The sequence below is a fragment of the Rhodococcus sp. NPDC004095 genome (genome assembly GCF_053604015.1).
Map to the genome: position 1 here is coordinate 383,749 of NZ_JBSGGS010000004.1, position 24,951 is coordinate 408,699.

The 24,951-nt window shown below is 71.2% G+C and carries 24 protein-coding genes; 8 read left to right on the top strand and 16 right to left on the bottom strand.

Annotation, left to right across the window (positions count from 1 at the left end; translation table 11 throughout):
- The first annotated feature begins 9 nt into the window (after window positions 1-9).
- The 4 genes from ACWEPG_RS10115 to ACWEPG_RS10130 are packed head-to-tail and all read left to right on the top strand — an operon-like array spanning window position 10 to window position 3,135.
- Window positions 10-414, top strand: coding sequence for a TOBE domain-containing protein (locus ACWEPG_RS10115; RefSeq protein ID WP_450115442.1), 405 nt, complete (start codon window positions 10-12; stop codon window positions 412-414).
- An 11-nt stretch (window positions 415-425) separates the two neighbouring features.
- A complete protein-coding gene (modA, locus tag ACWEPG_RS10120) occupies window positions 426-1,220 on the top strand; it encodes a molybdate ABC transporter substrate-binding protein (protein WP_450115443.1) in 795 nt (264 codons plus the stop codon).
- Entirely contained in the window at window positions 1,220-2,041 is an 822-nt protein-coding gene (locus ACWEPG_RS10125; protein ID WP_450115476.1) for an ABC transporter permease, read from the top strand. Before modA ends, ACWEPG_RS10125 begins: the two co-directional genes overlap by 1 nt.
- Window positions 2,038-3,135 carry a sulfate/molybdate ABC transporter ATP-binding protein gene (locus ACWEPG_RS10130; protein ID WP_450115444.1) on the top strand — a complete coding sequence of 366 codons (1,098 nt, stop codon included), beginning with the start codon at window positions 2,038-2,040 and terminating at the stop codon, window positions 3,133-3,135. Before ACWEPG_RS10125 ends, ACWEPG_RS10130 begins: the two co-directional genes overlap by 4 nt.
- A 41-nt stretch (window positions 3,136-3,176) precedes the next feature.
- Here ACWEPG_RS10130 and ACWEPG_RS10135 read toward each other — a convergent pair whose 3' ends face one another.
- A complete protein-coding gene (locus ACWEPG_RS10135; protein WP_452594332.1) occupies window positions 3,177-5,858 on the bottom strand; it encodes an AMP-binding protein in 2,682 nt (893 codons plus the stop codon).
- A gap of 230 nt (window positions 5,859-6,088) precedes the next feature.
- On the opposite strand from ACWEPG_RS10135, the gene ACWEPG_RS10140 reads away from it, so the two are divergent.
- The 3 genes from ACWEPG_RS10140 to ACWEPG_RS10150 are packed head-to-tail and all read left to right on the top strand — an operon-like array spanning window position 6,089 to window position 9,746.
- Window positions 6,089-7,123: an iron ABC transporter substrate-binding protein gene (locus tag ACWEPG_RS10140; RefSeq protein WP_450115445.1), complete on the top strand. Its 1,035-nt coding sequence runs from the start codon at window positions 6,089-6,091 to the stop codon at window positions 7,121-7,123.
- Between the two features lie 8 nt (window positions 7,124-7,131).
- Complete coding sequence (locus ACWEPG_RS10145; RefSeq protein WP_452594369.1) at window positions 7,132-8,706, top strand: ABC transporter permease; 1,575 nt, start codon at window positions 7,132-7,134, stop codon at window positions 8,704-8,706.
- Window positions 8,703-9,746, top strand: a complete 1,044-nt coding sequence (locus ACWEPG_RS10150) for an ABC transporter ATP-binding protein (RefSeq protein WP_450115446.1) — start codon at window positions 8,703-8,705, stop codon at window positions 9,744-9,746. Before ACWEPG_RS10145 ends, ACWEPG_RS10150 begins: the two co-directional genes overlap by 4 nt.
- A 135-nt stretch (window positions 9,747-9,881) precedes the next feature.
- Here the strand turns inward: ACWEPG_RS10150 and ACWEPG_RS10155 are convergent, their stop codons facing one another.
- From ACWEPG_RS10155 to ACWEPG_RS10165, 3 genes are all read right to left on the bottom strand, one after another.
- Window positions 9,882-11,024 (bottom strand): PQQ-dependent sugar dehydrogenase, encoded by a 1,143-nt coding sequence (locus tag ACWEPG_RS10155; protein ID WP_450115478.1) that lies wholly within the window; start codon window positions 11,022-11,024, stop codon window positions 9,882-9,884.
- A gap of 114 nt (window positions 11,025-11,138) precedes the next feature.
- Entirely contained in the window at window positions 11,139-12,596 is a 1,458-nt protein-coding gene (locus ACWEPG_RS10160; protein ID WP_450115447.1) for a flavin-containing monooxygenase, read from the bottom strand.
- A gap of 68 nt (window positions 12,597-12,664) precedes the next feature.
- Window positions 12,665-13,768, bottom strand: coding sequence for a LuxR C-terminal-related transcriptional regulator (locus ACWEPG_RS10165; RefSeq protein WP_452594333.1), 1,104 nt, complete (start codon window positions 13,766-13,768; stop codon window positions 12,665-12,667).
- An 86-nt stretch (window positions 13,769-13,854) separates the two neighbouring features.
- Here ACWEPG_RS10165 and ACWEPG_RS10170 point away from each other — a divergent pair, with 86 nt between their 5' ends.
- The gene (locus ACWEPG_RS10170; protein WP_450115449.1) at window positions 13,855-14,295 is read left to right on the top strand and encodes an ester cyclase; all 441 of its coding nucleotides are present in this window, start codon (window positions 13,855-13,857) and stop codon (window positions 14,293-14,295) included.
- Between the two features lie 38 nt (window positions 14,296-14,333).
- Here the strand turns inward: ACWEPG_RS10170 and ACWEPG_RS10175 are convergent, their stop codons facing one another.
- The 12 genes from ACWEPG_RS10175 to ACWEPG_RS10230 all read right to left on the bottom strand — a co-directional run bounded on the left by ACWEPG_RS10175 (window position 14,334) and on the right by ACWEPG_RS10230 (window position 24,900).
- Window positions 14,334-16,511 (bottom strand): heavy metal translocating P-type ATPase, encoded by a 2,178-nt coding sequence (locus ACWEPG_RS10175; protein ID WP_452594334.1) that lies wholly within the window; start codon window positions 16,509-16,511, stop codon window positions 14,334-14,336.
- Window positions 16,508-16,684, bottom strand: coding sequence for a heavy-metal-associated domain-containing protein (locus tag ACWEPG_RS10180; protein ID WP_450115479.1), 177 nt, complete (start codon window positions 16,682-16,684; stop codon window positions 16,508-16,510). Before ACWEPG_RS10180 ends, ACWEPG_RS10175 begins: the two co-directional genes overlap by 4 nt.
- A gap of 41 nt (window positions 16,685-16,725) precedes the next feature.
- Window positions 16,726-17,007 (bottom strand): metal-sensitive transcriptional regulator, encoded by a 282-nt coding sequence (locus tag ACWEPG_RS10185; protein ID WP_450115451.1) that lies wholly within the window; start codon window positions 17,005-17,007, stop codon window positions 16,726-16,728.
- A 32-nt stretch (window positions 17,008-17,039) separates the two neighbouring features.
- Window positions 17,040-17,270 (bottom strand): hypothetical protein, encoded by a 231-nt coding sequence (locus tag ACWEPG_RS10190; RefSeq protein WP_450115452.1) that lies wholly within the window; start codon window positions 17,268-17,270, stop codon window positions 17,040-17,042.
- Window positions 17,267-17,749 (bottom strand): hypothetical protein, encoded by a 483-nt coding sequence (locus ACWEPG_RS10195; RefSeq protein ID WP_452594335.1) that lies wholly within the window; start codon window positions 17,747-17,749, stop codon window positions 17,267-17,269. The genes ACWEPG_RS10190 and ACWEPG_RS10195 overlap by 4 nt, the downstream gene beginning before the upstream one ends.
- Window positions 17,742-18,182 carry a hypothetical protein gene (locus ACWEPG_RS10200; protein WP_452594336.1) on the bottom strand — a complete coding sequence of 147 codons (441 nt, stop codon included), beginning with the start codon at window positions 18,180-18,182 and terminating at the stop codon, window positions 17,742-17,744. Before ACWEPG_RS10200 ends, ACWEPG_RS10195 begins: the two co-directional genes overlap by 8 nt.
- Complete coding sequence (locus tag ACWEPG_RS10205) at window positions 18,179-18,661, bottom strand: hypothetical protein (protein WP_450115455.1); 483 nt, start codon at window positions 18,659-18,661, stop codon at window positions 18,179-18,181. The genes ACWEPG_RS10200 and ACWEPG_RS10205 overlap by 4 nt, the downstream gene beginning before the upstream one ends.
- A gap of 236 nt (window positions 18,662-18,897) precedes the next feature.
- Window positions 18,898-19,872 carry a porphobilinogen synthase gene (gene hemB, locus ACWEPG_RS10210; protein WP_450115456.1) on the bottom strand — a complete coding sequence of 325 codons (975 nt, stop codon included), beginning with the start codon at window positions 19,870-19,872 and terminating at the stop codon, window positions 18,898-18,900.
- A gap of 71 nt (window positions 19,873-19,943) precedes the next feature.
- On the bottom strand, window positions 19,944-21,515 hold the full coding sequence (locus tag ACWEPG_RS10215) for a uroporphyrinogen-III synthase (RefSeq protein ID WP_450115457.1): 1,572 nt from the start codon (window positions 21,513-21,515) through the stop codon (window positions 19,944-19,946).
- A 117-nt stretch (window positions 21,516-21,632) separates the two neighbouring features.
- Window positions 21,633-22,643: a hydroxymethylbilane synthase gene (hemC, locus tag ACWEPG_RS10220; protein WP_450115458.1), complete on the bottom strand. Its 1,011-nt coding sequence runs from the start codon at window positions 22,641-22,643 to the stop codon at window positions 21,633-21,635.
- The gene (locus tag ACWEPG_RS10225) at window positions 22,640-24,058 is read right to left on the bottom strand and encodes a glutamyl-tRNA reductase (protein WP_450115459.1); all 1,419 of its coding nucleotides are present in this window, start codon (window positions 24,056-24,058) and stop codon (window positions 22,640-22,642) included. Before ACWEPG_RS10225 ends, hemC begins: the two co-directional genes overlap by 4 nt.
- Complete coding sequence (locus ACWEPG_RS10230; protein ID WP_452594337.1) at window positions 24,055-24,900, bottom strand: redox-sensing transcriptional repressor Rex; 846 nt, start codon at window positions 24,898-24,900, stop codon at window positions 24,055-24,057. The genes ACWEPG_RS10225 and ACWEPG_RS10230 overlap by 4 nt, the downstream gene beginning before the upstream one ends.
- Window positions 24,901-24,951: the final 51 nt, after the last annotated feature.

Genomic DNA, 24,951 nt, shown 5'->3' on the forward strand with positions numbered 1-24,951 from the left:
AGGAGCGCGATGCCGTCGCTTCGCATCAAGGACGCCGCCGGCCTGCTCGGGGTCAGTGACGACACGGTGCGCCGCTGGATCGACAGCGGCGCCCTCGTCGCCGAGAAGGACGCGGCGGGCCGCAAGGTGATCGACGGCAGGGTGCTCGCGGAGTTCGCGACCGAGCACGCCAGCCCACCGCCGAATCCGATCGGAACGGCGAGCTCGGCCCGCAACCGGTTCGTCGGCCTGGTCACCAAGGTCACCGCCGACACCGTGATGGCCGAGGTCCAGATGCAGTGCGGGCCGTTCACCGTCGTCTCGCTGATGAGTTCGGAGTCCGTGCGCGAACTCGGGCTCGAACCCGGCTCCGTCGCCGTCGCCATGGTCAAGGCCACCACCGTCATCGTCGAAACCCCCGAAGGAACTTCGTGACACACCATCTCGTGACAACCGGAAGACTCGCAACCCTGGTCGCCGCCCTCGCCGCCACCGCCGCGCTTGCGGGCTGCTCGAGCTCGTCGACCGACGACTCCGCGACGGCGACCACCGCGGCCGGCTCGGCGGAGGTGACGGGCGATGTGACGGTGTTCGCGGCCGCATCGCTGAAGTCGACGTTCACCGAGCTCGGTGATCAGTTCGAGGCCGCGCACCCCGGCACCTCCGTCACCTTCAACTTCGCCGGGTCGTCCGACCTGGTGGCGCAGCTCCGGCAGGGCGCGCCTGCGGACGTGTTCGCCTCCGCGGACACAGCGAACATGACGAAGGCGCAGGACCTGGTCGCGGGCGCTCCGGTGGACTTCGCCACCAACACCCTGACGATCGTCACGCCGCCCGGCAATCCCGCGCAGGTGACCTCGTTCGCCGATCTCGCGAGGCCCGGCATCCAGGTGGTGGTGTGTGCCCCGCAGGTACCGTGCGGCGCCGCGACCGAGAAGATCGAGAAGTCCACGAACGTCACGCTGTCCCCGGTCAGCGAGGAGTCTTCGGTCACCGATGTCCTCGGCAAGGTCACCTCGGGTCAGGCGGACGCCGGTCTCGTCTACGTCACCGACGCGACCGTCGCAGGCGACAAGGTCACCGCGGTCCCGTTCCCGGAGTCCGCCGGGGCGGTGAACACCTACCCGATCGCGACGTTGAGCGCGTCGGACAACCCCGACTCGGCGGCCGCCTTCGTCGCACTGGTGACGGGACCCGAAGGCCGGAAGGTGCTGTCCGAGGCCGGATTCGCGGCACCGTGATCTCCGGGCGGCGGGTGGGTCACGACCCGGACGGGCGGGTCCGGATCGGGCTGCCCGCCGTGGCGTACCTGCCCGCCGCCGTCGGCGCCGCCTTCCTGATCCTGCCCCTGATCGCGGTCCTGCTCGAAATCGACTGGGGCAACTTCGTTTCCCTGATCACCTCCGAATCCGCGCGCACCGCCCTGCTCCTGAGCCTGAAAACGGCGACCGCGAGCACCGTGGCCTGCGTCCTGCTCGGTGTTCCGATGGCTCTGGTCCTGGCGCGCGGGCAGTTTCGCGGCCGCTCGGTGCTGCGCTCGCTGGTACTGCTGCCGCTCGTGATGCCGCCCGTGGTCGGCGGTATCGCGCTGCTGTACACCTTCGGTCGCAACGGCCTGCTCGGCCAGCAGCTCGAGGCGTTCGGGATCCGGATCGCGTTCTCCACCACCGCGGTCGTGCTGGCCCAGACGTTCGTCTCGCTGCCCTTCCTGGTCGTGAGCCTCGAGGGGGCACTGACGGTGGCGGGCCGGCGGTACGAGGAGGTCGCCGCGACGCTCGGGGCCCGGCCGACGACGGTGCTGCGCCGAGTGACGCTGCCGCTGGTGCTGCCCGGACTGGCGTCCGGCGCCGTCCTCGCGTTCGCCCGCGCGCTCGGCGAGTTCGGCGCGACCATCACCTTCGCCGGGTCGTTGCAGGGAGTGACCCGCACCCTGCCGCTCGAGATCTATCTGCAGCGCGAGACCGACCCCGAGGCCGCGGTCGCGCTGTCCCTGCTCCTGATCGTGGTGGCGGCGGTGATCGTGCTGCTCACGCACCGCAGCCGCCCGGCGGGCGCCCTGTGAGCGTGCTGCGGGTCGATGCCCGCCTCGACCGCCGCGGCGCCGCCTTCGAGGTCACTCTCGCCGACGGTGAGGTGCTGGCCGTCCTGGGACCCAACGGAGCGGGCAAGTCGACGCTGCTGTCGCTGATCTCCGGGCTGCTGCGACCCGACCACGGCCACGTCACCCTGGACGGCCGCACCCTCACCGACGCGGCGACCGGGGTGTTCGTCCCGCCGCACGACCGCGGAGCGGCGCTGCTGTCCCAGCAGGCGCTGCTGTTCCCGCACATGACCGCCGCGGCGAACGTGGCGTTCGCACCCCGCAGTCGCGGGCTGTCCCGCCGCGCGTCCCGCGACGCCGCCGACCGCTGGCTGCGCGAGGTGGACGCGCAGGACCTCGCCGATCGCCGGCCCTCGCAGCTCTCCGGTGGCCAGGCGCAGCGGATCGCGATCGCCCGGGCGCTGGCCGCCGAGCCGCGACTGCTGCTGCTCGACGAGCCGATGGCCGCGCTCGATGTGGCGGTTGCACCGGCGCTGCGGCGGCTGCTGCGCCGCATCCTGCGAGAGCAGCGACGGACCGCGGTGATCGTCACCCACGATCTGCTCGACGCGCTCGCGCTCGCGGACCGGGTGATCGTCGTGGAGTCGGGCCGCGTCGTCGAATCCGGCACGGTCCGTGACGTCCTCGCCGCACCCCGCAGTGCCTTCGCCGCGCGGATCGCGGGCGTGAACCTCGTTCCCGGCACGCTGATCGGGCCCGGCACGCTGGAGTCGCCGTGGGGCGTGAGGGTGTCCGGGACCGCAGGCGCGGACGGCCCGGCGGTCGGATCGTCCGCGGTCGCACTGTTCAGGCCGAGCGCGGTGGCGGTGCACACCGATCCCCCGCACGCCAGCCCCCGCAACGCCTTCGCCGTCACGATCGCCGAGCTGGAGTTGCACGGCACCGCGATCCGGGTCCGCGCCGAGGAGAGTCCGGACGGCGGCACCGGCCTGGCCGCGGACGTGACGCCGGCCGCAGTCGCCGACCTCGACCTCGTCCCCGGTCGGCGGGTGTTTTTCGCGGTCAAGGCGCAGGAGGTGTCGCTGCATCCCGCCCTGCCGCCGCTCAGTGATTAGCTTGCCCCACGCATACACAGCAGGACCCGTCACACACGAATTCAAAGGCTTTGCAGGCGAGGAACTTCCACACCTTCCGGTCTCGCCGACGATGACGTGTCACGAGATGGGGGTTCGACCCTCGGGGTCGGGTACGACCACGGCGACCTCCCTGATCGACGCCCATTCGCACGCTCGAATGGACGCCGGGCGCACATCCGCGCTCGTGACACCGTGGCGGCGATCAGTCGGTGCGCGACGGTCACCGCTTGCCAGTAGAGGATTCCGACCAGTATCGACAGCGCGAAGGCCGGCCATGGATGCCGGTCACGGAGCGGCAGGTATACCTCGAAGTGAGTTATGTAGATGTAGAGCGATGCACTCGCCAATATCCCCGCCACCCGGATCAGTGCAGTGGGGCAGCGCACGGACCGGACCCACACGAGCAGGCACAGTCCGGCGATGACGATGACTTCCCGTTGGGTGTCGCCGAAGAAGAAGCCCGGCACGGTCGCCACGATCGCCGCCGTGACACAGATCCGCTGCCAGGCCGTTCCGGCCTTGGCGGCGGCCCAGCCGAGGGCGAACAGCCAGAAGACCACAGACGCGGTGAGGATGCGGTTGGTGCCATCGTCGACCGGGACGACTGCGTATCGGGTGAGCAGGCCGACCGCGACCAGTCCCATCGCGAAAAGGAAGGGGTACGCGCGTTCGGCGCGGTCCACGAGCGGGATGTACAGCACGGCGGCAGCGACCAGCACGATGTAGACGATCGCCTCGACGAACCAGTACCGCCACTCGATGGTCCATCCAGGCGGACCCAGGATCCCGTTGAGCAGGAACGCACTGGTGACGCGGTACTCGCCGGTCCAGGCGATGACCCCACCGATGAACACCATGGCCGGAATGGCGATCTGCGCCACGCTCCGAAGAGTGCGGCGCATCCGTTCGGCGCGGTCGTCTCCGCTGAGGTGGAACCGGGCGAAGTTGTAGCCGGCGACACCGAGGAGCACGTGCGCCCCACCGAGGATCGCGAACACGTGGATGTGCGAGCCCACGATCAGGACGATCGCGATCGCGCGGAGGAGCACATTGATTTCCACGGCCGGCCACCGACGTCGGCGGCGCGGCGTGAAATCCCCGATGCGGGTTGTGTGCCAGTCCTCGGGGAGATGGCCGAGCATCTGCTCGAGGCGCAGGGACATCCGCACGTAGGAGAGCGAGTCCCCACCCAGGCTCACGAAGGAGCTGTCGTCGGTGACGTTCGGGCAGTGCAGGATGTCTGCGTACAGTGCGCGCAGAGCCGCGGTGTCGGTGATCGGCTGCGTATCCTGCCGCGTCTCGTCGCCGCGGGCCAGGGCGTCCGCGGCCTGAAAATCGGGTTTGCCGGTGGCGGTGCGCGGTAGCGCGTCGACGCCGCACACCCGGATCGCGCCGACCGGAAGACCGGCGGCTTTCGCGGCCGCCGCTCGGGCCAGGGCCGCGTCGGCGTTTTCGGCAACCACGACCAGTTCGTCCGCACCGCCAACGCAGCAGGTCCGCAGCCCGCTCTCCGCGAGGGAGGACTCGACGCGCTCGAGATCGATCCGCAGGCCGAAGATCTTGGCAAACCGGCTGCGCCGGCCGACCACTTCGTACAACCCTGCGCCGCGCTGCCGGGCGAGGTCGCCGGTGCGGAGTTCGCCCCCGAGCGTGTCGCCGAGTTGCAGGTCGTCGGCGGAACGCGCGTAGCCGAGCATCACGTTCGGCCCCTCGTAGACCAACTCGCCGGCGCCGGCCGGTGCGTCGGCGACGGGGTCGAGCCGGAAGGATCCACCCGGAATCGGCTGCCCGATCGCCTCGGGATGGGTGGCTGCGAGCCCCGGTGGCAGGTACGCCATCCGGGCGGTCGCCTCCGTCTGCCCGTACATGACGAACAGCTCCCAGCCGCGCCGCCGGCTCAACTCGGCATACGCCCGGACCCGGTCCGGTGCCAGCCGGCCGCCGGCCTGCGTGACATAGCGCAGGTCGGGCAGGTCGAAACCGTCGAACCCGATGCGGTCGAGCAGGTCGAAGGTGTACGGCACGCCCGCGAAGGAAGTGCCGCCTGCGGTGCGGAACAGTTCCCAGAACCCGGGGTCGGTGACCGGACGCGACGTCAGGATCACGCCGGCACCTCGGAGCAGGTGGCTGTGGATGACGGACAGTCCGTAGCAGTAGTGCATGGGTAGGGTCGTCGCGGCCCGATCGCTGCTCACGATGGCGAGGTACTGCGCGATCGATTCGGCGTTGGCCTGAATGTTGCGGTGCGACAGGCGGACCAGCTTCGGCGATCCGGTCGACCCGGAGGTGGTGAGCAACAGCGCGAGGTCGGGGTGCAGCGAGTGCGCCGAGCCCGCGCGGACCTCCTCGAGCACCGCGTGTCCGGCGCTGTCACACCCGCGCACCACCACGTCCGGGCGGTACTCGGCAATCAGGGAGTCCAGGCTGTCCGGCCTGTCGCCAGGCACCAGCAGCACCGGATGTCCGGCGGACAGGGCCGCGAGGTAGACGACGATCAGATCGATCTCGTGGGCACCGGCGATCAGCACGAGACGGCGGGTCTCCCCCAGCCGGTGGACCACCTCGGCGACTCGGTCGGCGAGGTCTCGGTACGACACCGAACCGTCCTCCGTGACCAGTGCGACCGCATCGCCGTACTCGCCGAGCCGGCACGCGAGGGGTACCCCGGGGCGGCGCTCGACACGGTTGGACTGGCTCGGCATCGGTCGATTGTATGAGGCATGCCGTCTCTGACCTCCGGAGAGTCGTGCGGGGCGGCACCGAAGGGCTCCACGGGAACAGACTGGACGGCTGGTCTTTTCGCCGTTTCCGCATCTACTCCGGCGGGACCCCATTCGACTCGCGTCCGGTGAGGGTTGCCAACCCTTCAAGTGGCAAGATCGTCGGGGAGACAGCCGGGAGAAGTCCCGCTGGGAAGAAGGACGGACGGGCGATGAGGAAACGGATCGGGCTGATGTCGGGGGTGGCTGCGGCCGCCGCTGCGATGATGGTGGTGTCGGGGTGTTCGAATTCCGGTTCGGACTCCGAGGGAGGCTCCGCCAACACGATCACCGTCTACAACGCCCAGCACGAGTCACTGACGAAGGAATGGGCCGACGCCTTCACTGCGGAGACCGGCATCGAGGTGGAGCTGCGCAACGGCAGCGACACCGAACTCGGCAACCAGATCGTCGCCGAGGGCGACAAGTCGCCCGCCGACGTGTTCCTCACCGAGAACTCCCCGGCCATGACCCTGGTGGAGAACGCCGGGCTGTTCACCGATGTGGCGCCGGACGTCCTCGATCAGGTGCCGAGCCAGTACCGGCCGTCGAGCGGGAAGTGGACTGGAATCGCCGCCCGTTCAACCGTTTTCGCATACAACAAGGACCTGCTCCCCCCCGACCAGCTACCGAAGTCGCTGCTCGACCTGCAGGACCCCGCGTGGAAGGACAGGTGGGCCGCGTCGCCGTCGGGGGCGGACTTCCAGGCCATCGTCAGCGCGCTCCTCGAACTCAGAGGTGAGGACGCCACCCGCCAGTGGCTGGCCGGTATGAAGGAGAACGTCCGCACCTACAAGGGCAACAGCACGGTGATGAAGGCCGTCAACGCCGGGGAGATCCCCGGTGGTGTCATCTACCACTACTACTGGTTCGGCGATCAGGCGAAGACGGGCGAAAACAGCAACAACGTCGCCCTGCACTACTTCAAGAACGAGGATCCGGGAGCATTCGTCAGCGTCTCCGGTGGCGGAGTTCTGCGATCGAGCACCAAACAGGATGCGGCGCAGCGGTTCCTGAAGTTCGTCACCGGCCAGAAGGGCCAGGAGGTTCTCCAGAACGGGACGTCGTTCGAGTACACCGTGGGCAGCGGCGTGCCCGCCAACCCGAAGCTGGTGCCCCTCGCCGATCTACAGGCCCCGCAGGTCGACCCAGCGAAGCTGAACAGCCCGCAGGTGACCGAGCTGATGACCGAAGCGGGTCTGCTCTGAATCTCGCACTGATCGGCCGGGCCCGGCCGGGGGACGCGAACACGCGTCGCCCGGCCGGTCGGCCGCGCCTTCCGCTCCCGCTGTCCGTTGCCGCGCTCGCCGTGGTGGCCGCCTCGTTCATCCCGCTCGGCTACATCGTCGCGGCGAGCCTGGACACCGGCTGGGACACCGCGTCGGCGCTGTTGTTCCGACCTCGGGTGCGGGAGCTTCTCACCAATACCGTGACGCTGGTCGTCGTCACGGTGCCGATCTGCGTCGTCGTCGGTGTCGCGTCCGCTTGGCTCGTGGAGCGCACCCGGGTGGTCGGCGCGAAAGTGTGGGCGGTCCTTCTCGCGGCACCGCTGGCCATTCCGGCGTTCGTCAACAGCTACTCCTGGGTGACCACGATCCCGTCGCTCGGCGGGCTGCCGGGCGGCGTCCTCATCGCAACCCTTTCCTACTTTCCCCTCGTCTACATCCCGACGGCCGCGACGTTGCGCCGACTGGACCCGGCGGTCGAGGAATCGGCACGCGCCCTGGGCGCCGGGCCCTGGGAGGTCTTCTTCCGCGTCGTGGTCCCGCAGCTGCGCCTGGCCATCTCCGGAGGCGCATTGTTGGTGTCGTTGCACCTGCTCGCCGAGTACGGCGCATTCGTCTTCATCCGGTTCGACACCTTCACCACCGCGATCTTCGAGCAGTACCAGTCAACCTTCAACGGGGCCGCGGCCACCATGCTCGCCGGCGTCCTGGTACTGCTGTGCCTGTCCCTGCTGATACTCGAGTCGGCCGTCCGGGGCAGCGCCCGATATGCCCGGATCGGCCCGGGCGCTGCCCGCAGGTTCGTACCCGCCGAGCTCGGCTGGCGATACTCGCCGGTTGCGCTGTTGTTCCTCGGGGCGCTGGTCGCGTTGTCCGTCGGTGTCCCGGTGGTCAGTGTCGTGCGGTGGGTCGTCATCGGCGGGAGCGCGGCCTGGGAGTGGGACACCGTCGCGTCCGCATTGCTGCAGACTCTCGGATTCGGGATCGCCGGCGCGGTCGTGACCTGCGTGCTCGCGTTCCCGATCGCTTGGATCTCGATCCGCCACCGCGGCCGGTTCAGCCGTTTCCTCGAAGGTGGCAGCTACATCTCCAGCTCGTTGCCCGGCATCGTGGTCGCCTTGGCGTTGGTGACGGTCTCCATCCGCTATCTGCACCCGCTCTACCAGACCGTGACCGTCGTGATCGTCGCCTACGCGCTCCTGTTCCTGCCGCGCGCCCTGGTGAACCTGCGGGCCGGACTCGCGCAGGCACCCGTCGGACTCGAGGAGGCTGCGCAATCGCTCGGAATCTCACCGTCCTCGGCGTTCTTCCGGGTGACGCTGCCGCTGGCCGCCCCGGCTGCCGCGGCGGGCGGAGCACTGGTGTTCCTCGGGATCGTCAACGAACTGACCGCCACCCTGCTGCTGGCACCGACCGGGACCCGCACCCTGTCCATGGGGTTCTGGGCCCTCAGTAGCGAGATCGACTACGCCGGGGCGGCACCGTACGCGCTGATCATGATCGTGCTGTCGCTGCCCATGACCTACGTGCTCTTCACCCAGTCGAAAAAGGTGGCCGGACTATGACATACGCACTCGAGGTGGACGGGCTCGACAAATCGTTCGGCGCCGCGACGGTGCTGCGGCACGTGGCGTTCGCCGTCGAGGCGGGCTCCACCACGGCGATCGTCGGGCCGTCCGGTTGTGGCAAGACCACCCTGCTCCGGCTGATCGCGGGCTTCGAGAAGCCGGACGCCGGGACGATCGCGCTGGCCGGCCGGGTCGTCGCGGGCAGCGGATGGACGCCCGCGCACCGACGGTCGGTGGGCTACGTCGCCCAGGACGGTGCCCTGTTCCCGCACGCCACCGTCGGCGCGAACGTCGGGTTCGGGCTGCCCCGCCGGGCACGCACCGCATCGAAGATCGCCGAGCTGCTCGAGATGGTCTCGCTCGACTCGTCGTACGCCACTCGGCGCCCCGACCAGCTGTCGGGCGGACAGCAGCAGCGGGTGGCCCTCGCCCGGGCCCTGGCCCGGGAACCCGACCTGATGCTGCTCGACGAGCCGTTTTCCGCACTGGACGCCGGCCTGCGGGCGAACACCCGCAGGATCGTCGCCGACGTCCTCGCGAAGGCGGGAATCACCACCATCCTCGTCACCCACGACCAGCCCGAGGCCCTGTCCTTCGCCGACCGGGTCGCGGTGATGAGCGCGGGCCGGCTCGCCCAGATCGGCACCCCCCGCGAAATCTATGCCACCCCCGTCGACGTCCCCACCGCACAGTTCATCGGCGACGCCGTCGTGCTGTCCGCGCACGTCGAGGACGGGCGGGCCCGCTGCGCGCTCGGCGAGATCGCCGTCACCGCGGGCGGTGTACGCGGTGACGCCCGAATCATGCTCCGGCCGGAACAGATCGACCTGCGGCCCGGCGCGGGTGGCGTGACCGGCACCGTGCTCGCGGTCGACTATCTCGGCTCCGAGACCATGGTCAAGATACAGCTTGATCCCGACACCGAGACCCTCCTCGGTGAACAAGTCACGGTCCGCCGGTTCGGAACCGACACGGTTGCCGCCGGTGACCGCGTCGCCGTCATGGTCCGCGGCTCGGCAGTCGCCTACCCCAGCTGACCCGCCCCACCACATCGGCGACGTGGCCACGAAACACACTGCCGCGCAACAGATCATCCAGACCCTTGCAGCGTAGATCCTGATCGAGGGGCCGACGGCCCCGAATCCGCCCTCGACAGGGCGATGCTTCGCCCGCTAGCCCGCCGCGGGAGCTACCCTCAGGATCCGGTCGCCCGACCCGTTGTCGGTGGTGACGAGCAGCGTGCCATCCGGAGCCGGCGTGGCCGAGCGCAGCCGGCCGAACCGGCCCTCGAGCGCCGACGCCTCGTCGGTGACCGACCGCCCGTCGTCGGACAGGCGCAGCAGCACCAGTTTCTGCGCCTGCTGGCTGGTGACCGCCAGCGCCCCCGACCACGCACCCCAGTTCGTCCCGGGGAGGAACGCACCGCCCGGGGTCGCGATCGTCGGGGCACCGGAACTCCACACCGCGGGAATCGCTCCCGGCACCCGCTCCGGGTCGGTCATCGGCACCGACTCGTCGTAGACGCCGGGACGCCGGTCCGGCCGGTAGCCGTAGTTGCCGCCTGCGGTCAGCAGGTTCACCTCGTCGTCGACCCGGGTGCCCTGCTCGATGCCGTACAGCCGCCCGGTCCCGGGCTGCAGGGCCAGGCCCTGCACGTTCCGGTGCCCGAGGGTGAACACCGGACTGGACGGGTCCGGGTTCCCTGCGGCCGGGGCGCCGTCGACGTCGACGTGCAACACCTTGCCGCCGAGCGACGCCCGGTCCTGGGGCACGGTCGGGGACGCGGAGTCGCCGGTACCGACGTAGAGGGTGCCGTCGGGGTGCGCGAGCACGCGGCAGCCGCCGTGCCTGCCGCTGTCCGCGAGCGGGAACCCGGTGAGCACGTCGGCACCGCGGGCGAGCGTCGTCCACCCGGCGTCGACGGTCCAGGACACCACCCGGATGTCCCGGCCGCCCGCACCCTGATGTCCCTGGCAGGTGTAGAGCGTGCGGTTCGCCGCGAAGTCGCGGTCGAGGGCGATACCCATCAGGCCCGTCTCGCCGCGGGCGTACAGGTCCGACAGGTCCGCGGTCACCTCGCCGGTGCTGCCGTCGGCCCGCCGCACGACGAATCTGCCGGATCGTTCGCCGGTGAGGATCGCGCCGTCCGGGGCCACCACGACATCCCACGGCGTGGCGAGCCCGTCGATGACCGTGGTGACCTCCATCGCGGGCGGCTCGGCGTACGCGGCGGCCCCGGCGGAGCCGGTCGAGACGGTGGACCCACCGGTGTCGGCGGGCTGCGCACACCCGGCGAGCAGGACGGCGGCCGCCAGTACCGCACCGCGGAGAATCGACCCGTCCACGTTCACACACCTCCGACCGCCGGTACTCCGAGGGCGTTGCGCCCCTCCCCAGTGTGACCTCCCCATCGAGACCCGCAGCAATGCTCAGCGAGGTCGGGGGTAGCTCAATTGGTACTCCTCCGGCCGCACCCGTCGGGTCCGCAGCCGGTACCGCCAGGAGAATCCCGGCCACAACGAATGGTTGACGCCCTGACCGTCGAGGTACCAGCTGGTGCAACCGCCGGTGCTCCACACCGCCCTCCGCAGCCGGCGCTGCACGTCGCGATGGAAGGCGTCCTGCGCGTCCTCACGCACATCCAGTGCCACGGCTCCGGCGCGGTCCACGGTCGCGATCGCGTCGAGGACGTACCGAACCTGCGACTCGATCATGAACACCACCGAGTTGTGGCCGAGCCCGGTGTTCGGTCCGGACAGCAGGAACGCGTTGGGCAGTCCCGCGACGGTGATCCCGAGATGGGTGCGGATGCCGCCGCGGTGCCACAACTGCTGCAGGGTGACCCCGTCCCGCCCGGCGAGCGGCAGCCGGGCGAGCGAACCCGCGACCCGGAATCCGGTCGCGTGGACGAGCACGTCCACCGGTCGGGAGACACCGTCCGCGGTGACGACGCCCTCCGGGGTGATCCGCTCGACGGCCTCCGTGACCACCTCGACACCGGGCCGGGTGAGCGCGGGAAAGTAGCTGTCGGAGTGGAGAATCCGCTTGCAGCCGATGCGGTGGTCCGGGGTGAGCGCGCGACGCAGTGCGGGATCGTCCACGTGCCGGTGCAGGTGGCGCAGCGCCCGGCGCCGCAGCCGGGCGGACGCGGCGGGCGGTCCGGCGAGGGCGGGCACCAGCGCCTCCCCACGCCAGTACTCGACGGTGCGGGCCAGCCGCGGCAGGCGCGGCGGCCGCATTCCCCGGGCCGGGAGCACCCAGGCCGGGGTCCGCTGATACAGGTGCAGTTCACCTGCCCGCGAGGCGATTTCGGGGACGACCTGGACGGCGGACGCGCCGGTGCCGATCACCGCGACCCGCTTGCCGTCGAGGTCGACCGTGTGGTCCCACTCGGCGGTGTGGAAGGCCGGACCGGTGAACGTCTCCATGCCCGGGATGCGCGGAAGCTTCGGCAGGTGCAGCGCCCCGGTCCCGACGACGAGGAACCGCGCGGCGAACCTGCGGCCGTCGGCGGTGCTCACATACCAGCGCGCCGCGTCCTCGTCCCAGCGACCCTGGGCGACCTCGGCGCCGAACACGATCCGGTCGCGGAACCCGGCACCGACGCCCCGGAGGTAGTCGAGAATCTCCGGCTGGGCCGCCCGCGCCGCACTCCACCCCGCGCCGGGGGCGAAAGAGTAGGAGTACTGCACGGACGGGATGTCGCAGGCGCACCCGGGATAGGTGTTGTCCCGCCAGGTGCCGCCGACCTCGCCGGCCTTCTCGAGCACCAGGAAGTCGCGCTCGCCGGACCGCTGGAGCGCGGCCGCCATCCCGAGGCCGGCGAATCCGGCACCGATCACAAGCACCCGAGTGTCCCGCACCTCGTCATCACTCGTCACGCCCATACTTGAACACTGTTCAAGTATGGGCGTGAGAAGGCAAGTAACAGGTATCCCGCGCACCTGGATCCCGCTCAGGCCCCGAGGTACCACCCGTACGGACTCGGGATCGCACCCGCGGCGGTCAGCGGGGCGTAGTGGCGGCCGTACAGGGTGGCCACCAGATCACGACGGCTCGAGATCTCCGCCTTCGCGAGGATCGACTTCACGTGGTCCTGCACGGTGTACGCCGAGATGAACAGGGCCTTCGCGATCGCGTCGGTCGAGGCGCCGCGCAGCACCAGTTCGGTGATCTCGCGCTCGCGCGGCGTCAGCCCGTACGCGCGCACCAGCACGTCGGACAGGTGATTCTCGGTCGCCGCCTCGAGGATCACCGGGACCGAACCCGAACCCGCGAGCACCGAGCCGTGCGCCAGGATCCAGCCACCGCCACGGCGCGGGAGCCGGGCGTGCGCCGGCCGGTCGCTCGCGCCGTCCGCCGCGGACCTCGCCGCGGCGGCCACCGACCGGAAGACGCTGGGAACCACGTTCCCGTCCGCGATCTCGGCGAGCCAGCGCTCGGCCTGCGGTGTGACGTCGCCGAGCGTGCCGCCCGGTTCGACGATGGCGATGCCCGGCGACGCCACCGCGTCCACCGCCCGGTCCGCGGCGGTGTGCAGCATCGCGCGCCGCAACCCGTCCGCGACCAGCGGGCCGATCCGCGCGATCAGCGCCACCTCGTCCGCACGGAACGGGGCGCCGCCCATGCGATAGCCGACCAGGGTGCCCCAGCAACTCGCCCCGTCGAGGAAGGCGGCCCGGATCTCGTCGGTGACACCGATCGGTTCGAGGATCGTCTGCCAGCGCGGCGACCGGTCGAGCCGGCCTCCGGTCGCGGCGTGCAACGCGGCGACCGGCGGAACCGACCGGGCGAGCGCCGCGAAGGAGTTCACATCCGGGACGCGGAACTCGCTGTCGAAGAGCCGGGCCTCGGCCTCGTGGTCCTCGGCACGCCCGCTCAGCACGCAGCTGGTGAACAACAACGTCGCCGGATCGGTGGTCGACCAGGCCGCCACGTCCCAGGGCACGAACCCGCGCACGAGGGCGTCGAGTTCCTCGCGAAGCGCGTCGAGCCCGAGACCGCGATGCGTCAGCCGCACGACCGCGCGTTGCAGCCTGTCACCCTGGGATTCGGTCATGGGCGAAGACTAACCGCGCCGAATCGGTCCAGGGATCCCAGCTAGTGGGGATGGGCGCGGTGCGCGCCCGCCACCACGCTGAAACCATGACGAACACCACCGACACCATCACGATCGCCGACCGGAACATCGCCACCATGCGCCGCATCTACGACGAGATCTTCCGCGAGGGCCGCCTCGACCTGATCGACGAACTGTTCGACCCCGCCATGGTCAATCACACCGCGCCGGAGCCACACCGCCACGGCACCGCTCCGCTCCGGGCGCTGGTGACGATGCTGCGGACCGCCTTCCCCGACAGCCGGACGGACTTCGAGGACTTCGTCGCGTCCGGCGACGTCGTCGTCGGACGGAACTGGTACTCCGGAACACATCTGGGCGAGTTCATGGGCAACGCCCCGACCGGCCGCGCGTTCCGGTTCCGCCAGATGCACTGGATGCGGTTCTCGCCCGAGGGCCGGGTCGTCGAGCACTGGGGACTGCGCGACGACGTCACGCATCTCCAACAGCTCGGCATCATCGCCTGAGCCCGCCCCGGCTCAGGGCCATCGGGTTCGGCGTCGGCTCAGCGGAAGCGACGCAGGCGCAGGCTGTTGCCGACGACGAACACCGAGGACGCCGCCATGGCGGCGCCGGCGATCATCGGGTTGAGCAGGCCGAGGGCGGCGAGCGGGATCGCCGCAACGTTGTAGGCGAACGCCCAGAACAGGTTGGCCTCGATGGTGCCGAGGGTCGCGCGGGCGAGCCGGATCGCCTGCGGCACCGACCTCAGGTCGCCGCGCACCAGGGTCAGGTCGCCGGCCTCGATCGCGGCGTCGGTGCCGGTACCCATCGCGAGGCCGACGTCGGCGGTGGCCAGGGCCGCGGCGTCGTTGACGCCGTCCCCGACCATCGCGACGGCGCGGCCCTCGCCCTGCAGTCGGGTGATCACGGCGGCCTTCTCGTCCGGCAGCACGCCTGCGATCACCCGCTCGATGCCGACCTCGGCCGCGACCCGCCGCGCGACCGCCTCGCCGTCGCCGGTGAGCAGGACCGGGGTCATCCCGAGCTCCCGCATCCGCGTGATCGCCTCGGCGCTGGAGGGTTTCACCGCGTCCGCGACGGTGATCGCGCCGCGCACCGCCCCACCCCACGACACCGCGACCACGGTGTCACCGGAGGCGAACACCTCGGCCAGTTCCGGCGGCACCGGGTGTTCCGGCTTGCCGACCACGACCCGCAGGCCGTCGACGACGCCGACGACGCCACGGCCCGCGCGGTTCTCGAAGTCGGTCACCGCCGATGCCGTCCCGGCGGCGGCGATCGCCCGCGACACCGGATGTTCCGAGGCGGACTCGACCGCGGCGGCCCGCGCCAGTACCCGGTCCGGGTCCTCCCCGGCCGCGGCGACGACCCGGCCGACGGCCATCGTCCCGGTGGTGACGGTGCCGGTCTTGTCGAGGACGACGGTGTCGATGCGTTTGGTCTGCTCGAGGACCTCGGGTCCGCGAATCAGGATGCCGAGCTGCGCGCCGCGTCCGGTGCCGACGAGCAGCGCGGTCGGCGTGGCCAGCCCGAGTGCGCACGGGCACGCGACGATGAGCACGGCGACGGCGGCGGTGAACGCCTCGGTGGTGGCGTGCCCGGTGACCAGCCAGCCGGCGAGGGTGGCCGCGGCGAGCACCAGCACCACCGGCACGAACACCGCGGAGACCCGGTCCGCGAGCCGCGCGACGGCGGCCTTGCCGTTCTGCGCCTCGGTGACCAGCCGGGCGATGTGCGCGAGCTGGGTGTCGGCGCCGACCTTCTCGGCCCGCACCACCAGGTGCCCGTCGGTGTTCACGGTGCCGCCGATCACCGCGTCACCCGCGGCGATGTCGACGGGGACCGACTCGCCGGTGATCGTGGCGGTGTCGAGGGCGGCGCGGCCGCGGACCACGATGCCGTCGGTGGCGACCTTCTCCCCCGGGCGGACCACGAACAGGTCGCCGACGGTCAAGCGGTCCACCGGGATCCGCGACTCCGTGCCGTCCGAGCCGAGCACCGCGACGTCCTTGGCCCCCACCTCGAGCAGGGACCGCAGCGCGGCGCCGGCGCGCCGTTTTGCCTTCGCCTCGGCGTACCGGCCCGCGAGCAGGAACACCGTCACCGCGGCCGCGACCTCGAGATAGAGCTGGCTGGACGGATCGTGGGCCCCGAGGCGCAGGGAGAACTCGTGGGTCATGCCGACGTGTCCGGCGGTGCCGAACAGCAGTGCCCACACCGACCATCCGTACGCGGCGAGGGTGCCGAGCGAGACGAGGGTGTCCATCGTCGACGCGCCGTGCCGGGCGTTGACCAGCGCAGCGCGGTGGAACGGGTAGCCGCCCCAGAACACGACCAGGGTGGTCAGCGCGAGGCACACCCACTGCCAGTGGTCGAACTGCAGCGCAGGCACCATCGACACCGCGACCACCGGCACCGCGGCGATCGCGGACACCAGCAGCCTCGGTCCGAGCGAATCGGAGTGCGCGGGAACCGGTTCCGGTTCGGCCGGCACTTCCGTCGCGGTGTAGCCGGCCGCTTCGACGGCCGCGACGAGGTCGCCGAGCGTCACCGTGTCCGGGTGGGTGACGTGTGCGCGTTCGGTGGCGAAGTTGACCGTCGCGGTGACCCCGTCGAGCTTGCCGAGCTTGCGTTCGATGCGGTTCGCGCAAGATGCACAAGTCATGCCGCCGATGTCGAGATCGACACCGGCGGCGGCCACCGAGACGTCGGTGCTCACGATGCCAGCTCGTAGCCCGCCTCTTCGACGGCCGCGGTCACCGCGGCCAGGTCGAGCGGGGCGTCACTCGTCACGTCGACCCGCCCGCTGTCGAGGTCGACGGCGACCGCGGTGACCCCGTCGATCTCCGAGAGCTCCTCGGTGACCGAGGCGACGCAGTGCCGGCAGGTCATTCCGGTGACGGTGTAGGTGCTCTGCACGGGTGTCTCCAGTTCTACGACTTCACGAGGCGGGCGATGGCGTCGGACGCCTCCTTGACCTTCGCGTCCGCCTCGGGCCCGCCCTTCCGCGCGGCCTCGACGACACAGTGCGAGAGGTGCTCGTCGAGCAGCTTGAGCGAAACGGACTGCAACGCACTGGTCACCGCGGACACCTGGGTGAGGATGTCGATGCAGTACCGGTCGTCGTCGACCATCCTCGAGATGCCCGCGACCTGCCCCTCGATGCGGCGCAGCCGCTTGAGCAGGTTCTCCTTCTCGGGCGTGTATCCGTTCATACCCCTAAGATACCCCCCTTGGGTACCACCTGTCAGTGTCGGCGCCGCCACACGTCGAGGAGAGCGAGGCCGGCCACGATCACCGCGGCGCTCGCGGCGCCGATCCACGGCCCCGAGTAGTGCGTCGCCGTGAACGGCGGGGCACCGTCGACGACCGGCGCGAAGTCCGAGGTCGTCACCCCGCGCGTCCAGCACCAGACCGCGGCGACCGATGCCACCACCGCCGTCACCACCGCCGCGGCGTCCCGAACCCGACCGGTCACGTTCCGCTCCCCTCGTCCCGACCCGCCGACCCCGCCGCGGCCTCCAGCGCCGCCCGCAGCCCGTCCCCGTCCCGCGCCCATGCCCGCACCAGGTCGCCGTCGGTCAGCTGCAACCCGATCCCGGTGCGGCGGCGCGGCACCCCGGACAGGTCGCCGAGCGCGCGTGCCGTCTCCCACGGCAGAAGATCCTCCGCGAAGGGATCCGCCGCAGGCAGCACCTCCGCGACGTCGGCGAGCGCGAGCGTCTCGGTGCCGCACCGCAGCATGGTGTCGGTGACCTCGACGCTCGCGTGCGTGCGCGCCGCCTTGATCTGCACCGCCACCAGGGCGGCGAGCACGAGCGCGAAGAGCGTCAGCCCGAACACGTGCACCCCCGCCCCGACGAACAGGTCGGCGACGAGGACGATCAGGCAGAGCGCCGGTCCCAGTGCCACCACGCGCCAGCGTCCGCCCGGTTCGGCGAACACGGCGTCAGCCACGAACGAACCAGTCGCGGCCGGACGGCAGGTACACCAGCACGGCGGCGACGACCATCCCGATGGCGGTCAGCAGCGTCGGCAGCTGACCGACGCCCGCCGCGACGGACACCAGCTGGATCGCCGCGTACACCCCGCACAGCGCGACCGCGGCACGGCGGAAGCGCGCATCGCCGGCACGGACCGGGCCGGCCAGGAACCCGATTCCCAGTCCGACCGCGACGGCCAGGCCACCGGAGCCGCGCAGCAGCGTCACGAGCGCGTCGACGTCGTCGGGGCTCGCGCCATTGGCGAGCAGCTGCTCGCGCACCGCGTCCCCGGACGCGGTCATCGACAGCAGTCCGAAGAGCACGAGCAGCGCCGCGCACGCCAGCCACAGCCAGTAGGCGACCTCGACCGGACGCGGCCTGCTCCCCCGCTCCCCGTTCGATGTCATCGCGGCTGCACCCCGGGAAGGAAGTACCGGTTGGAGTCGCCGCGGTGCATCAGCACGATCGCCCCGACCGCGAGGACGGCCTGCAGGATGCCTGCACCACCCGCCACGATGACGGCGCCGCCGCCACCGGCACCGAGCCCGAACAGGGACGGGATCGCGACGAACACCATCATCACGCCGATCATCGTCACCAGCATGCGCGCCCAGTTGCGGCCCGCCCGCATCTTGTGGACGAACAGCAGATACAGCGCCGTCGCCCCGAGTCCGATCAGAGCGGTCAGGCCGAGCCCGACCACCAGCAGGGTCTGCGCGGTGTCCCTGCCGATCTGCACGGTCGCGTCCTGCGCCGCGACGTCGCGCAGCAGTTGGTCGACGTAGGTGTCGCGGTCGGCGTAGACGGAGAGCAGCGAGGCGATCATGTTGACCAGCCCGAGCGCGGCGACCGCGTACAGCAACTGGAAGGCCGTGACGACGTCCACCGGCGGTTCTGGGCGCGGCGGGACCGGGGGCGGGCCGTACTGTGGCGCACCCTGCGGCGGCCCGTACTGTGGCTGACCCTGCGGCGGGCCGTACTGCGGCCGACCGGACCCGTCGGGCTGCCACGGCGTCCCGGGCTGTGCCCCCTGCGGCTCAGATCCCTGCGGCTCAGATCCCTGCGGCTCAGATCCCTGCGGTGGGGGTCCCTGCGATGGCCACGAGCCCGGAGGCTGCGCAGTCACAGCCGGCCCGCCACTTCGGTGGCCCAGTACGTGAGCACGATGTCGGCGCCGGCCCGGCGGATGCTCAGCAGCGACTCCAGGATCGCGGCGTCACGGTCGATCCAGCCGTTCTGCGCGGCCGCGGTGATCATCGAGTACTCGCCCGAGATCTGGTAGGCGGCAACGGGAACCGTGGACATGTCGGCGACCTCGCGGAGCACGTCGAGGTAACTCATCGCGGGCTTGACCATGACGATGTCGGCGCCCTCCTCGAGGTCGAGGTCCACCTCGCGCAGCGACTCGCGGCGGTTCGCCGGGTCCTGCTGGTAGGTGCGCCGATCACCCTCGAGGGAGGATCCGACGGCCTCCCGGAAGGGGCCGTAGAACGCGGACGCGTACTTCGTCGCGTACGCCAGAATCCCGGTGTCGATGTGCCCGGCGTCGTCGAGACCCTCCCGGATCGCCGCGACCTGACCGTCCATCATCCCGCTCGGACCGAGCAGATGCGCGCCCGATTCCGCTTGCGCCACAGCCATGTCCACGTACCGGGTGAGGGTCGCGTCGTTGTCGACGGTGCCGTCGGCGGCCACCACACCGCAGTGTCCGTGCGAGGTGAACTCGTCGAGGCAGGTGTCCGCCATCAGCACGGTCGAGTCGCCGAGTTCGTCGCGAAGCGCCCGCAGTCCCCGGTTGAGGATGCCGTCCGGGTCGGTGGCTCCCGAGCCACTCGCGTCCTTGTCCTCCGGCCGCGGAACGCCGAACAGCATCAGCCCGCCCACCCCGGCGTTCACCGCCTCGGTGGCGGCGACACGCAGCGAGTCGAGCGTGTGTTGGTACACGCCCGGCATCGAGGTGATCTCACGCGGCGCGTCGACGCCGTCCGCCACGAACATCGGCAGTACCAGATGCCGTGGCTCCAGCGAGGTTTCGGCGACAAGCCGGCGCAGCGCCTTGGTGCTGCGCAGACGGCGTGGTCGTTCGGCCGGGAACAAAGAGGGGCCCTCCTTCGTCGGGCCTGTGAGTCCTTGCGGCCCGCCAGGGGGCACAAGGACTCACAGGTGCGTCAGCGCCTACGCGACTTCTTGCGCGGAGGAGGCAGCGCGCCCTCGGCACGCAGTCGCGCGGCGTGCTCGGCGAGTGCCTCGACCAGCGGACCGACCTGCGCCGTCTCCGGCTGCACGTCCACCCGCAGACCGAACTCGATGGCGGTCTCCGCCGTCTTCGGGCCGATGCACGCAACGATGGTGCGCGCGTGCGGCTTTCCGGCGATACCGACCAGATTCCGGACCGTCGACGAGGAGGTGAAGCACACCGCGTCGAAACCGCCCGTCTTGATCATCTCGCGGGTCTCGGCCGGCGGCGGCGCCGCCCGCACGGTCCGGTAGGCGGTCACGTCGTCGATCTCCCAGCCGCGCTGACGCAGCCCCTCCGCGAGGGTCTCCGTGGCGATGTCCGCGCGCGGCAGCAGCACCCGGTTGACCGGGTCGAAAACGTCGTCGTACGGGGCGAACTCGGCCAGCAGGCCCTCCGAGGACTGCTCACCCGACGGCACCAGCTCCGGGTTGATGCCGAAGCTGCGCACCTTGTCGGCGGTGGCCTGCCCGACACACGCGATCTTCACGCCCGAGAACGCGCGGGCGTCCAGCCCGAACTCCTCGAACTTCTCCCACACCGCGCGGACCGCGTTGGTGGAGGTGAACACCACCCACTGGTAGCGGCCGTCGACCAGACCCTTGACGGCGCGCTCCATCTGCGCGGGGCTGCGCGGCGGCTCGACCGCTATCGTCGGGACCTCGATCGGGATCGCGCCGTGCGTGACCAGCCGATCGCTCATCTCCCCGGCCTGGTCCTTCGTGCGCGGCACCAGCACGGTCCAGCCGTACAGCGCCCGCGACTCCCACCACGACATCTTGTTGCGGTGAGTGACGACCTTGCCGACGGTGACGATCAGCGACCCGACCAGCTCCGAACCCGCCTCGTTCAGCGTCGCGAGGGTGGCCTCGACGGTGCGCTGCTGGCGGGTGGTGCCGCGGACGGTGATCGCGGCCGGGGTCTGCGGCGCCAGGCCGTGCTCGACCAGTGCGCTCGCCGTCTCGGCCAGGTGGGCGGCGCTCGCGTGCAGGACCAGCGGTCCGGGCGCCGCGGCCAGCGCGGCCCAGTCCACCTCGCCGCGCACGTCGGCCTCGGTGTGCCCGGACCCGAGCGCCATGCCGGCGTAGCTCGGCACCGCGGACCCGGACGGCAGACCCGGCAGGATCTCGAACACGACCTGGGTGCGGGCGACGGCGTTGACCTCCGCGATCACCGAATCGGTGGTCAGCGGGTCGCCGGACACCAGGCGCACCACGTCGTGCCCGGCCTTCGCCTCGTGGACCAGGGTCTTGGCGACCTCGGCGGGCTCGCCGAGTGCCGGACGGACCTCGGAGATCGGGTTCTCCGGATCCTCCTCCACGCCCTTGACCCGCAGCGCGGTGCCGACCAGCGCGGTCACGCCCTTGTCGACGTCGGGGTCGGTGAAGGCGAGCGTCGCGTTGGCGAGGACGTCGCGGGCGCGGACCGTGAGCAGGGCGGGATCTCCAGGGCCCGATCCCACGAACAGGATCCGTCCGGGGGTGTTCTTTCGGACTCGGCTCATCGGTTGTTCTCCAGTGCGTTCAAGATGCCGGTGTTCGGGGGTGAAGCGTTGGGGGGTGTGGCGAGCGGATCGGTGCGCGGTGGTCGCGCGCACCGTTTCGCCCGCCGGGAGGTCGGATCAGTCATCGGCGGCACCGTCCTCGGCTTCGGCGGCGACCATCAGCTCGCGCGCACCGAGGTCGAGGAGTTCACGGGCGACCGCGCGCCCCAACTCCTCGGCGCGGTCCGGCGATCCGACGGCGGAGGCGCGGAGCGAGTCCGATCCGTCCACCGCGGCCGCGCATCCGCGCACCGACAGTTCCTCGATCACCCGGCCGTCGTCGTCCAGCGACTCGACGACCTCGGCGATCGCGCCGACCGGCGCGGTACAGCCCGCCTCGAGCTCCGCAAGCAGGGCCCGCTCGGCCACCACGGCCGCGCGGGTCGCGGCATCGTCCAGTTCGGCGAGCACCGCAGCGAGGTCGGGGTTGTCGGCCCGGCACTCGACGGCGAGCGCGCCCTGCGACGGCGCGGGCAGCATCTGCACCGGCTCGATCGACTCGGTGATCGCGTCCAACCGCCCGATCCGGGACAGCCCGGCCCTGGCGATGACGATCGCGTCCAGCTCGCCGGACTCGACCTTGCCGAGGCGGGTGTCGATGTTGCCGCGCAGCGGCTGAATGTCCAGACCGAGGCCCAGTGCACGCAACTGCGCCCGGCGCCGCGGCGCGGACGTCCCGACCTTCGACCCCGGCGGCAACTCGCCGAGGACGAGACCGTCGCGGGCGACCAGCGCGTCGCGCGGGTCCTCGCGGGGCGGCACGGCGGCGATCACCAGATCGGCGGGCTGCACGGTCGGCAGGTCCTTGTACGAGTGCACGGCGACGTCGACCTCGCCCGCGAGCAGGGCCTCACGCAGTTCCGCGACGAAGACCCCGACCCCGATGCGCTGCACCGGGCCTGCGGTCACGTCGCCCTTGGTCGTGATGATCACCAGCTCGGCGGGGTGCCCGGCCGCGATCAGGGCGTCGCGGACGGTTCCGGCCTGGGTGGTGGCGAGCAGGCTGCCGCGGGTGCCGATGCGCAGGGTCTTGCGGGGTGCGTCGGTGCCGGGCGTCCGGTCTCCGGGGAGGGGGGTGGTCACGTTCATTCCTGCATGCCCTTCCACCAGTTCACCGCATCCTCGTCACCGCGTCCGGCGGTGAAGTTGTCGGCGAGCTCGACCGCCCGGATCTCCATCGGGGCGGCGACCGCCTCGGCGCGTCCGGGCGCCAACTCGAACAGTTCACGCAGGGCGGCCGCGTAGGCGTCACCGCCGGGCGTCGTCGCGAGCTGCTTGATCCGCACGGTCGGGGCGTGCAGCAGCTTGTCGACCACGCGGCGCACGGTGCGGGCGACCTCGTCGCGCTGCGGGTCGTCGAGACCGGGCAGCCGCGACTCGAGCCGCATCAGTTCGCTCTCCACCACCTCGGCGGCGCGCTGACGCAGTGCCGTCACCGTGGGAGTGACCTCCGCGAGCCGCTGACCGGCCAGGTAGGTGGCGAGCTCGCCGGCGACGATCTCGCGCGCCGCGTCCGCATCGGCGGCCGCGGCGCCTGCACCCGGGTCGGCCTTCATGGTCGCGATGTCGAGGAGCGTGACCCCGGGCAACCCGGCGACGGCAGGCTCCACGTCCCGCGGCAGACCCAGATCGCAGATCACCAGCGGACGCTCGGCGGCGTTCCTCGACGCGAGCGCGATGTGCGCGTCGGCGAGGGTGACCACCGCGCCGACCGCGCCGGTACACGCCACCAGCACGTCCGCCTGGGTGAGCGCGGACGCCAGATCGGACAGGTCCACGACCGAGGCATCGACACCGGCAGCACGCACGGTGTCCGCGAGATGTTCGGCCCGCTCGCGGGTGCGGTTGGCGACGATCACCCGGCCGATGCCGTTCCGGGTCAGGTGCGCGACCGACAGACCACCCATCGACCCGGCACCGACGACCATCGCCGTCTTCCCGGTCAGCCCGTACTCGTCCGAGTCGCGACCGGCCAGGACCGTCGCCGCCCGGTCGAGCGCCACCGACACCACCGAGGCGCCTGCGCGGTCGATGCCGGTCTCCGAGTGCACCCGCTTGCCGACCCGCAGCGCCTGCTGCGCGAGCTCGTGCAGCACCCGCCCGGCGGCCTTCTGTGTGTCGGACACCGCGTACGCGGTGCGGATCTGGCCGAGGATCTGCTGCTCGCCGATGACCATCGAGTCGAGACCGCTCGCCACCGCGAACAGGTGCTCTGCCGCGGCCTCGCTGTAGCGGACGTAGGCGTGCTTGGTGAGGTCGTTCAGGTCCAGGCCGGAATGCGCAGCGAGCATCTCGCCGACGTCGGCGAGCGCGCCGTGGAAGGCGTCGACGACGGCGTAGATCTCCACCCGGTTGCACGTCGAGACGATCATCGACTCCGACACGTGCGGGGAGGCCAGCAACTTGTCGATCAGCTTCGGCCGATCGGCGTCCGCGACGGCCACCCGCTCGAGGACGGAGACGGGAGCGCTTCGATGCGAAATCCCGACCAGGAGAACACTCACGGTGCGATCACCGATCCATTCTTTGTCGAACCCAGGTCTTTCGAAGTCGAACGTGCGGCGGCCCGCGGCGCCCGGCCCGCGAGACCCACCGCCGCCTTCGCGGCGTCGGCCTCGCTCCTGCGGGCACTGTTGAAGGACAGCACCTGCATCTCCACCGCGATGTCCACCCGGCGGAGCTCGACGTGCGCCGGAACCTCCAGCGGGGCGGACGCGAAACTCATGATGCACCGGACACCGGCGGCGACGAGGCCGTCACAGACCTGCTGCGCAACCTCGTCCGGGGTGGCGACGACGCCGATCGTCGCGTCGAGTTCGCGGCACGCCACCTCGAGCTCCGCGACGTCGCGCACGGTCAAACCGTCGATGTCGACGCCGATCCGGTCCGGGCTGCGGTCGAACAGGCCGACCATCGTGAAACCGCGGCGACCGAATCCGCCGTAGCGGGCGAGTGCCTGCCCGAGGTTCCCCACCCCGACCAGCACCACGCGGTGCCCCTGGTCCAGCCCGAGCGCCGCCTCGATCCGGGCCCGCAGCCGGGTGACGTCGTAGCCGACACCGCGGACGCCGTTCGGGCCGAGGAAGGACAGGTCCTTGCGGAGCATCGCCGAGCCGACCCCGGACGCGGTCGCGAGTTCCTCGCTCGACACGATGAGAATGCCGTCGTCGGCCATCACACCGAGCACCCGCAGGTACGTGGCGAGCCGGGTGACCGTGGCCTGTGGCAGGTCCTTCACGGTGCCCTGAGCCCGAGCGCCCGACGAGGCCGCCTCGGCACGAGTGGTCGCATCAGCCCCGGCGACGCCACGGGCGGAGAACCCATGCGACTGGTGCTGTTCGCTCACTTCGTTTGGCTCCTCGTCCGGCCATGCACACGACCGGAACTCAGTTTGATC